The organism is Saccharomonospora marina XMU15, from assembly GCF_000244955.1.
Classification (GTDB): domain Bacteria; phylum Actinomycetota; class Actinomycetes; order Mycobacteriales; family Pseudonocardiaceae; genus Saccharomonospora_A; species Saccharomonospora_A marina.
In genome coordinates, this window is the sequence record NZ_CM001439.1 from 1,010,826 (window position 1) to 1,020,527 (window position 9,702).

The 9,702-nt window shown below is 70.0% G+C and carries 7 protein-coding genes; all 7 read left to right on the forward strand.

The features are described 5' to 3' along the window. Positions 1-104: 104 nt before the first annotated feature. Positions 105-2,120 carry a molybdopterin oxidoreductase family protein gene (locus SACMADRAFT_RS04830; protein WP_050998319.1) on the forward strand — a complete coding sequence of 672 codons (2,016 nt, stop codon included), beginning with the start codon at positions 105-107 and terminating at the stop codon, positions 2,118-2,120. Next, the gene (locus SACMADRAFT_RS04835; RefSeq protein ID WP_009152666.1) at positions 2,117-3,559 is read left to right on the forward strand and encodes an FAD-dependent oxidoreductase; all 1,443 of its coding nucleotides are present in this window, start codon (positions 2,117-2,119) and stop codon (positions 3,557-3,559) included. Before SACMADRAFT_RS04830 ends, SACMADRAFT_RS04835 begins: the two co-directional genes overlap by 4 nt. 144 nt (positions 3,560-3,703) lie before the next feature. Continuing rightward, positions 3,704-5,098, forward strand: coding sequence for an MFS transporter (locus tag SACMADRAFT_RS04840; protein WP_009152667.1), 1,395 nt, complete (start codon positions 3,704-3,706; stop codon positions 5,096-5,098). A gap of 130 nt (positions 5,099-5,228) precedes the next feature. Then, positions 5,229-7,742, forward strand: coding sequence for a nitrite reductase large subunit NirB (nirB, locus tag SACMADRAFT_RS04845; protein ID WP_009152668.1), 2,514 nt, complete (start codon positions 5,229-5,231; stop codon positions 7,740-7,742). After that, complete coding sequence (gene nirD / locus SACMADRAFT_RS04850; RefSeq protein ID WP_009152669.1) at positions 7,739-8,083, forward strand: nitrite reductase small subunit NirD; 345 nt, start codon at positions 7,739-7,741, stop codon at positions 8,081-8,083. The genes nirB and nirD overlap by 4 nt, the downstream gene beginning before the upstream one ends. Further along, entirely contained in the window at positions 8,080-9,201 is a 1,122-nt protein-coding gene (locus SACMADRAFT_RS04855; protein ID WP_009152670.1) for a uroporphyrinogen-III synthase, read from the forward strand. The genes nirD and SACMADRAFT_RS04855 overlap by 4 nt, the downstream gene beginning before the upstream one ends. Further along, the coding region (locus SACMADRAFT_RS04860; RefSeq protein ID WP_009152671.1) for a sirohydrochlorin chelatase at positions 9,198-9,702 on the forward strand (505 nt) is incomplete at its 3' end. The genes SACMADRAFT_RS04855 and SACMADRAFT_RS04860, both read left to right, overlap by 4 nt.

The window sequence follows — 9,702 nt, forward strand, 5'->3', positions numbered from 1 at the left end:
AGGAGGTGCGCAAGTTGACGGTGACGGCAGATCCGACGGCACCACAGCAGCCGAGCCCTACCGCGACCGCCACCCATTGCCCCTACTGCGCCTTGCAGTGCGCGATGACGATCAGCAAGGACGCGGAGGTGAAACCACGACAGTTCCCGACGAACGCGGGCGGGTTGTGCCAGAAGGGCTGGACCTCGGCCGCGCTGCTCGATTCCCCGGCACGGCTGACCACCCCGCTCGTGCGCCGAGCGGGTGAACTACGTCCGGCCTGCTGGTCCGAGGCGCTCGACCTCGTCGCGTCCCGGCTGGGACAGCTCGTGGCCGAGCACGGGCCCGACTCGGTGGCCGTGTTCGGTGGCGGTGGGCTCACCAACGAGAAGAGCTACCTGCTCGGCAAGTTCGCCAGGGTGGCACTGGGCACGTCCCAGATCGACTACAACGGCCGGTTCTGCATGTCCTCGGCCGCCGCCGCGGGCAACAGGGCGTTCGGGGTGGACAGGGGGCTGCCGTTCCCGCTCACCGACCTCGCCGAAGCCGACGCCGTCGTACTGGTCGGGGCCAATCCTGCCGAGACCATGCCACCGTTCGTGCAGCATCTTCGGGGTGCGAGCACCAAGGGCGGGCTGGTCGTCGTGGACCCGCGCCGCACGCCCACCGCCGAAAGGGCGAACCTGCACCTCGCGCCCGCGCCGGGCACCGACCTGGCACTGGCGCTGGGCATCCTGCACGCGGTGGTGGCCGACGGCCTGCTCCGCGAGTCCGTTGTGGCCGAGCGGACCACGGGTTTCGATGCGGCGTGGCGGATCGCGGCCGCGTACTGGCCGGAGCGGGTGGAGCGCATCACCGGGGTCAGCGCGGCCGATCAGCGCAGGGTCGCCTCGTTGCTCGCGGGCGCCCGCAACGCCTACGTCCTCACCGCCAGAGGCGCGGAGCAGCATGCCACCGGCGCCGACACGGTCAGCGCGTGGATCAACCTGGCGCTCGCGCTGGGGCTGCCCGGCAGGCCCGGTTCCGGATACGGCTGCCTGACAGGGCAGGGCAACGGTCAAGGCGGCAGGGAGCACGGCCAGAAGGCCGATCAGCTCCCCGGCTACCGCATGATCACCGACCCCGCCGCCCGCCAACACGTCGCCGCCGTCTGGGGCGTTCGGCCCGACTCGCTGCCCGGCCCCGGCCGGTCGGCATACGAACTGCTGGACGCGCTGGGTACCGACAGCGGGCCTCGCGCGCTGCTGGTGTTCGGAAGCAACGTGGTGGTCTCGGCTCCACACTCCGCCCACATCGCGGACCGGCTATCCACACTGGACTTCCTGGTGACCGCCGACCTCGTGCTCTCGGAGACCTCCGCGCTCGCCGACGTGGTGTTCCCGGTCACGCAATGGGCCGAGGAGGACGGCACGATGACCAACCTCGAAGGTCGGATACTGCTGCGGCGCAAGGCCGTGGACCCGCCGCCGGGGGTGCGCACCGACCTGGAGGTGATTTCCGATCTCGCGGCCAGGCTCGGTCAGCCGCAGGACAGGTTCCCCGCCGACGCCGAGACCGTCTTCGAGGAACTGCGCGCCGCCTCCGCCGGAGGTAGGGCCGACTACGCCGGAGTCAGCTACGACCGGTTGCGCGCGGGGGAGGCGCTGTACTGGCCGGTGCCGTCGGAATCGCATCCCGGAACACCGAGGATGTTCCTCGACGGCTTCGCGCATCCGGACGGTAAGGCGCGGTTCGTGCCGGTCGACCACACCGGCCCCGCCGAGCGACCCGACCCGGAGTTCCCGCTGTACGCCATCACCGGAAGGGTGTTGCCGCACTACCAGTCCGGCGCCCAGACCCGGCTGGTGGACGAGCTGAACAGCATCGTGTCCCAGTGCCACGTCGAGGTGCATCCCGATGTGGCGGCCCGGTCCGGGCTGCGCGACGGCGACCTCGCGCTGGTGACCTCCCGCAGGGGCGAGGTCGCCGCCAGGGTGCGTTGCGTCGACTCGATGCGCCCGGACGTGATCTTCCTGCCCTTCCATTTCCCGGCCGAACAGCGCGCCAACCTGCTCACCAACCCGGTACTGGACCCGGTGAGCCGGATGCCGGAGTTCAAGGTGTGCGCGGCGAGGTTGACGCCGAAGGACGGTGAACGATGAGCCCGCGCGATGTGGTCGTACTCGGTTACGGCATGGCGGGCGCCCGCCTCGCCGACGAGATCCGCCGCCGCGATCCCGACGCCGAGCGGGTGCGGTTGACGGTGATCGGGGACGAGCCTCACCACGCCTACAACCGGGTGCTGCTCTCCGCTGTGGTGGCGGGCACCATGCGCGCCGACTCGGTCCGGCTGCACGACGAGCACTGGGCGCAGGCGCAGCGGGTGGAGTTGCGGCTCGGTGTCGCCGCGACCCGCATCGACCGCGCGGCGCGACAGGTGTTGCTCGCAGACGGTACGCGGGTCGGCTACGACTCGCTGGTGCTCGCCACCGGAAGCAGGCCGCGGCTACCGCCGGTCGAGGGGCTCACCGTGGACGGATACCCCGCCGAAGGTGTGGTCGCGTTTCGCACGCTGGACGACTGCGAACGCATCCTGGCCTCGGCGGACGTCGGGGCACCGGTCGCGGTGCTCGGCGGCGGCCTGCTCGGGTTGGAGGCCGCAAGGGGACTGGCGGGGCGCGGCAACCTCGTCACGGTGGTGCACCCGATGGGCCACGTGATGGAGCGCCAGCTCGATGCCGCCGCGGGCGGCGTGCTCGCGGGCGCGCTGGCCAGGGCGGGTATCGACTTCCGGCTGGGCAGAACCGCCGCCAGGTACGTGCCGGGTGACGGGCTGAAGCTGGACGACGGCAGCCATGTCGAGGCCGATCTGGTGGTGGTGTCGGCAGGTGTGAGGGCCCAGACCGGGCTCGCCGCCGAGGCAGGACTCGCCGTCGACCACGGCGTGCTCGTCGACGACGCGCTGCGCACCAGCGACGGCCGGGTGTTCGCCATCGGCGACTGCGCGCAGCACGCCGCAACGGTCGCCGGCCTTGTGCAGCCGGCGTGGGACCAGGCTCAGGTACTCGCCGACCTGCTGACCGGCACCGACACCGCCGCCCGCTACCGGGGCAGCACGGCGGTGACCCGGCTCAAGGCGAAGGGGATCGACCTGGCGGCGCTTGGCGAGGCCCACGTGGAGTCCGACGATGCCGACGCCGAGGTGGTGTGTCTTCGCGATGCCGCGCGTGACCGCTACGCGAAGCTCGTGCTGCGTGAGAACCGGGTGACGGGCGCGATCGTGCTCGGACTGCCCGACGCGGCGGCGGCGATCACCCAGCTCTACGACACCAACGGCCCCGCGCCCAGCGACCGGCTGGCGTTGCTGCTCGGCAGGGCGCTGCCCTCGGGTGCGCCCAACGCGGCCAGTCCCGCCGACCTGCCCGCATCGGCGGTGGTGTGCCGGTGCAACTCGGTGAGCAAGGGCACGCTCGTCGACGCCTGGCGAGCCGGTTCGTCCACGGTGGAGGAGTTGGCCTCGGTGACGAGGGCTGGAACCGGTTGCGGCGGCTGCGCCGACACGGTGCGTGGAATCAGCGAGTGGCTCGCCAGCACCTCCTGAGAGCACCGCGTCGCTTCGACTCACCACCTCGATTGCCTTGTGTGAAGGGGAATTAGCACCACGGCGACCCGGGGGAACCGTCCGGGAAACGCCAGCTGCCTAGCGTGCTCTTCGGCTGCCGACCGATGCGTGAAGGAGACATTCATGACTGTCTTGGCCGACAACCCCACCGACCAGGGGCGCAGCAGCCGCCGGGGTAGGTGGATCGACCACTGGGAGCCGGAGGACGCGCGGTTCTGGGAGACCACCGGAAAGCGTACGGCGTGGAAGAACCTCGCCTTCTCGATCTTTTCCGAGCACGTCGGTTTCAACGTGTGGGTGCTGATGAGCATCGTGGTGGTGAACCTTCCCGCCATCGGCTACGACTTCAGTGTCGGCCAGACGTTTTGGCTGCTGATCGTGCCCAACCTCGTCGGCTCCACGTTGCGGGTGCCGTACACGTTCGCCATACCCCGGTTCGGTGGCAGGGCATGGACGACGGTGAGCTCGTCACTGCTCATGATCCCGTGCGTGATGCTGCTCTACGCCGTCACGAACGACTCGACACCGTACTGGTTCTTCCTGCTCACGGCGGCCGCGATGGGATTCGGTGGCGGCAACTTCTCCTCGTCGATGGCCAACATTTCCTTCTTCTTCCCCGAAGGCAAGAAGGGTCTCGCGCTCGGGCTCAACGCCGCGGGCGGCAATCTGGGCGTCGCGGTGACCCAGCTGCTGGTGCCGATCGTGATCAGCGCGGGAACCGGGATCAACCTCGGCTACGCGGCGCTGATGTGGATGCCCGTCGTCGTGGCCTCAGCCGCGTTCGCCTGGCTTTTCATGGACAGCATCACCTCGGCGAAGCCTGACGGCCGCTCCTACCGGATCGCGATGAGGAACAAGCACACCTGGGTGATGTCGTTCCTCTACATCGGAACGTTCGGATCGTTCATCGGCTACTCGTTCGCCTTCCCGACGCTGATCAAGCTCAGCTTCACCGAGTACGGCGATTTCGTGTCGCTGGCGTTCCTCGGTGCCGCCATCGGATCGATCACCCGACCGTTCGGAGGCTGGCTCTCGGACCGGATCGGCGGTGCGCGGGTGACGCTGTGGAACTTCGTCGGTCTCGTCGCAGGCACCGTCGGGGTGCTGGTGAGCGTGGCGCAGCACAGCTTCGCGCTGTTCTTCACCTCGTTCATCGTGCTGTTCGTGCTCACCGGAGTCGGAAACGGCTCGACCTACCGGATGATCCCGATGATCTTCGCGGCGGAGGCCAGGAGCAGGGCCGAGGGCAGCGGTGAGGGCGCCGATTCGGTGACCAAGTCCGCGAAGCGGCAGGCAGCCGCCGTGGTCGGGGTGTGCGGTGCCATCGGCGCGTTCGGCGGGGTGCTCGTCAACCTGGTGTTCAAGTTCTCGTTGCAGGGTGCTGACAACAGCATCAGCTCCGCGCTGGTCGCGATCCTCGTGTTCTACGCGGTCTGTGTCGCCACGACCTGGTGGTTCTACCTGCGCAGCAGCTTCGCCACGCGGCGATCGCCGAGCCTTGCCCACGCGCGGGTGTGACCGTCCTCTCCCACACACAGGCCCTGACCTGCGAAGGGAGTTTTCGGTAACACCGCCGCAACGTCGCTGAAGCGGGGTGGACACGGCTCGTGGCGAGCATGAGGGCAGTTCCGCAAACGGAGGTTGGTCGATGAGTCGAACGTTGGTTGTCGTCGGGCACGGAATGGTCGCGCACCGGTTGGTGGAGGCCCTTCGAGCCGAGGACGTCGACGCGACATGGCGGATCGTGGTGCTCGCGGAGGAGTCGCGGCCCGCTTACGACCGCGTCGGACTGACGTCCTATGTCGACACCTGGGACCCCGATGCGCTCGCGCTGCCGGGTGCAGACTACGCCGGTGACGACGCTGTCGAGCTTCGGCTGGGCGATCCCGTGGTGGAGGTCGACAGGGCGAGCAAGCGAGTCTCGACAGCGGGCGGGTTCACCCAGGACTACGACGCCCTCGTGCTCGCCACCGGCTCGCGGCCGTTCGTGCCGCCGGTGCCCGGCCACGACCTGCCCGGCTGCTTCGTGTACCGCACCATCGAGGACCTCGACGAGATCAGGGCCGCGGTGCGGCGTGCACGGGAAGGCAAGGGCCGCCCCGCCGCCGCGGTGGTGGGCGGTGGCCTGCTGGGGCTGGAGGCGGCCAAGGCACTGCGCGACATGGGCCTTTCGCCGCACGTGGTGGAGATGGCGCCCCGGCTGATGCCGTTGCAGGTGGACGAGGGCGGCGGCAGCCTGCTGCGCAGGCTCATCACCGAACTCGACGTCACCGTGCACACCGGCACCTCGACCGACGCCATCGAGGCCGACAGGGGCAGGCTTTGCGCCAAACTGGGCAACGGCACCGAGCTTGACGTCGACCTGGTGGTCTTCTCCGCGGGTGTGCGTCCCCGCGACGACCTCGCCCGGCAGTGCGGTCTCGAACTGGGCGAGCGCGGTGGCGTGCTGGTGGACGACACCTGCCGCACCAGCGACCCGGACATCTACGCGATCGGGGAGTGCGCCGCGCTACAGGGCACGGTGTACGGCCTGGTGGCGCCCGGCTACTCGATGGCGGAGGTGGCCGCTGCCTCCCTGCTGGGCGCGCAGGCCTCGTTCCCCGGTGCCGACACCTCGACGAAGCTGAAGCTGATGGGCGTGGACGTGGCCAGCTTCGGCGACGCGCACGCCACCACCGAGGGCGCGTTGGAGGTGGTGTTCAACGACGCGGTCGCGGGCACCTACAAGAAGCTGGTGGTGTCCGACGATGCGCGCACCCTGCTCGGCGGTGTGCTCGTCGGCGACGCCTCGGAGTACAACGTGTTGCGCCCGCTGGTCGGCAGCGAGCTTCCGGCGGAGCCCGCAGCCATCCTCGCCCCGGAGGGCGGCGGCGCAGCCGTGGGTGTGGACGCGCTTCCGCCGCAGGCGCAGATCTGTTCCTGCAATGCCGTCACCAAGGGTGATCTCACCAGCGCGATCGCGGAGCAGGGCTGTGACAGCGTCGCGAAGCTCAAGGACTGCACCAAGGCGGGTACCTCCTGCGGCTCGTGCGTACCCATGCTGGGCAAGCTGCTCACCGCGTGCGGGGTCGAGCAGTCCAAGGCGATGTGCGAGCACTTCCCGCAGTCGCGAGCGGAGTTGTTCGAGATCGTCCGCGCCACCCGGATCACGACGTTCAGCGAGCTGATAACCAGATACGGCAGCGGCAAGGGCTGCGCGGTGTGCAAACCCGCCGTCGCCTCCATCCTGGCAACACTCGGCAACGGGCACATCCTGGCGGGCGAGCAGGCGACGCTGCAGGACACCAACGACCACTTCCTCGCCAACATGCAGCGCAACGGCACCTACTCGGTGGTGCCGCGAATCCCCGGCGGGGAGATCACCCCCGACAAGCTCATCGTGATCGGCGAGGTGGCCAAGGAGTTCGGCCTCTACACCAAGATCACCGGTGCGCAGCGGATCGACATGTTCGGCGCCACAGTGGACCAGCTACCCAGGATCTGGCGGCGACTCGTGGACGCGGGATTCGAGTCAGGCCACGCGTACGGGAAGGCGCTGCGCACGGTGAAGTCGTGCGTGGGCACCACCTGGTGCCGTTACGGGCAGCAGGACAGCGTGGGGCTGGCGGTGGAGCTGGAACTGCGCTACCGGGGGTTGCGCTCGCCGCACAAGCTGAAGTCCGCCGTGTCGGGTTGCGCGCGGGAGTGCGCCGAGGCCCGCAGCAAGGACTTCGGCGTGATCGCCACGGAGCACGGCTGGAACCTCTACGTCGGCGGCAACGGCGGTGCGCTGCCTCGCCACGCCGACCTACTGGTGTCCGACGTGGACACCGAAACCCTGGTGCGGATCATCGACCGGTTCCTGATGTTCTACGTACGCACGGCCGACCGGTTGCAGCGGACGGCTTCGTGGCTGGAGGAGCTCGAGGGTGGGCTCGACCACCTGCGCGCGGTGATCGTCGACGACAGCCTCGGCATCTGCGCCGAGCTGGAGGAGGCGATGGCGCAGCATGTGGCCAACTACGCCGACGAGTGGAAGGGCGTACTGGAGGACCCGGAGAAGCTGGCGCGGTTCACGACGTTCGTCAACGCGCCCGGGGTTCCCGATCCGACGGTTTCGTTCCGCGTCGAGCGGGAGCAGAAGGTTCCTGTGTTGCTGGGAGTGCCGGAGGTAAGTCGATGACCGCGATGGCGGAGCAGACGTGGGTGGCCGTGTGCGAGGCGGATTCGGTGTTGCCCGCCTACGGGGTGGCCGCGCTGCTGCCTGGTGGCGAGCAGGTCGCCGTCTTCCGCACCGAGGACGACGAGTTCTACGCGCTGTCCAATCACGACCCGTTCAGCGGGGCGGGCGTGCTTTCCCGCGGCATCGTGGGCGACAGCGGCGGGGTGCCGGTCGTGGCGTCGCCGATCTACAAGCAGCGCTTCGACCTGCGCGACGGCAGCTGCATCGACGACGACCACGTGCGCGTGCGTACCTACCCGGTCAGGGTGAGCGACGGTATCGTCCACGTGGGCTCGCCGTGACCGCCATCCTTCCCCTCGCCGGGTTCTCGATCGGGATCACGGCCGCCAGGCGTGCCGACGAGCTGGGAGCGTTACTGGTGCGCAAAGGTGCCACCGTCCGCTACGGTCCCGCGATCCGGATCGTCCCGCTCGCCGACGACACCGAACTGCGCAGGGCCACCACGGTGCTGCTGGAGCAACCGGTCGATGCCGTGGTGGCGACCACCGGAATCGGCTTCCGCGGCTGGATCGAGGCGGCTGAGGGCTGGGGCCTCGGTGATGTGTTGCTGCAGCGGCTGGCAGGCACGAACCTGCTCACCCGAGGCCCGAAGGCGAAGGGCGCGGTGCGCGCGGCAGGCCTTTCCGAGGTCTACTCGCCCGCCTCGGAAAGCAACGCGGAACTGTTGCAGTACCTGCTCGACTCCGGCGTGCGGGGTAAGCGGGTCGCGGTGCAACTGCACGGCGAGCCGTTGCCGTACTTCGTCGAGTCGCTTCGCGCCGCCGGTGCCGAGGTGGTGGAGATCGCCGTGTACCGCTGGGTGGGCCCTGCCGACCCAGGCCCGCTCGACCGGTTGATCGACGCGGTGCTCGACGGCTCCGTCGACGCGTTGCCGTTCACCAGCGCACCGGCCGCCGCGAGCACGCTGGCCATGGCCAAGCGAACCGGCAGGCAACCCGCACTGGTCGAAGCGCTTTCCACCAGGGTGGTGGCCGCCTGCGTCGGTCCCATCACGGCAGCTCCGCTCGCCGCGCTGGGTATCCCGACCGTGCAGCCGCAGCGCGCCAGGATCGGTGCGCTCGCCAGAACCTTGGCCGACACCTTGATCGCTCGCTCGCCCCGGCTGTGCGTGGCGGGCAGCGAGATCGAGCTGCGCGGTCAGGCCGCCGTCGTGGACGGGGAACTGTGCGACGTGGCGCCCGCTCCGATGGCCGTGTTGCGGGCGCTGGCCGCGCGACCCGGCAGGGTGGTGTCCCGCAGGGAACTCACCGCCGCGCTGCCCAGCGGCGGAGAGGAGCACGCGGTGGAGACCGCCATCGGCAGGCTGCGAACCTCGCTCGGCGAGGGACGGCTGGTGCAGACCGTGGTCAAGCGTGGGTACCGGCTGGCCGTGGCTGCGAGGGAGGCGGAGGCGCGGTGATCGTGCTCGTCGCTCACGGCACGCGCGACCCCGAGGGAGCGCGGGTCATCGACCGGCTCGCCTCGCGGGTGCGGGCAAGGGGTGTCGGTGTGCGGGTCGCCTTCGCCGACGTGCTCCGACCGGACGTGACGGCCGTTCTGGACGGGTTGCGCTGCCCTGCGGATGGCACGGTGGTGGTCCCGGCGTTCCTTGCCCACGGTTACCACGTCCGCGCCGACATCCCCGCGCAGGTGGCGCGCAGCTCGCGGCCGCGAACGGTGGTGAGCAGGCCGTTGGGTCCGGCGCCGGTGCTGCTGGGGGCGGTGTGCGACAGGCTGCGCGAGGCGGGCTACCGCGAGGGTGACGCGGTGGTGCTCGCCGCGGCCGGGTCGAGCGACGAGCGGGCGCTGAGCGAGGTGAACTCGGTCGCCGCCGCGCTCGCCGCCAGGCTGGGCACCGCCGTCCGCGTGGGATACGCGGCCACGGCGACCCCGACGGTGGCCGACGCGGTCGCCGCCGCTC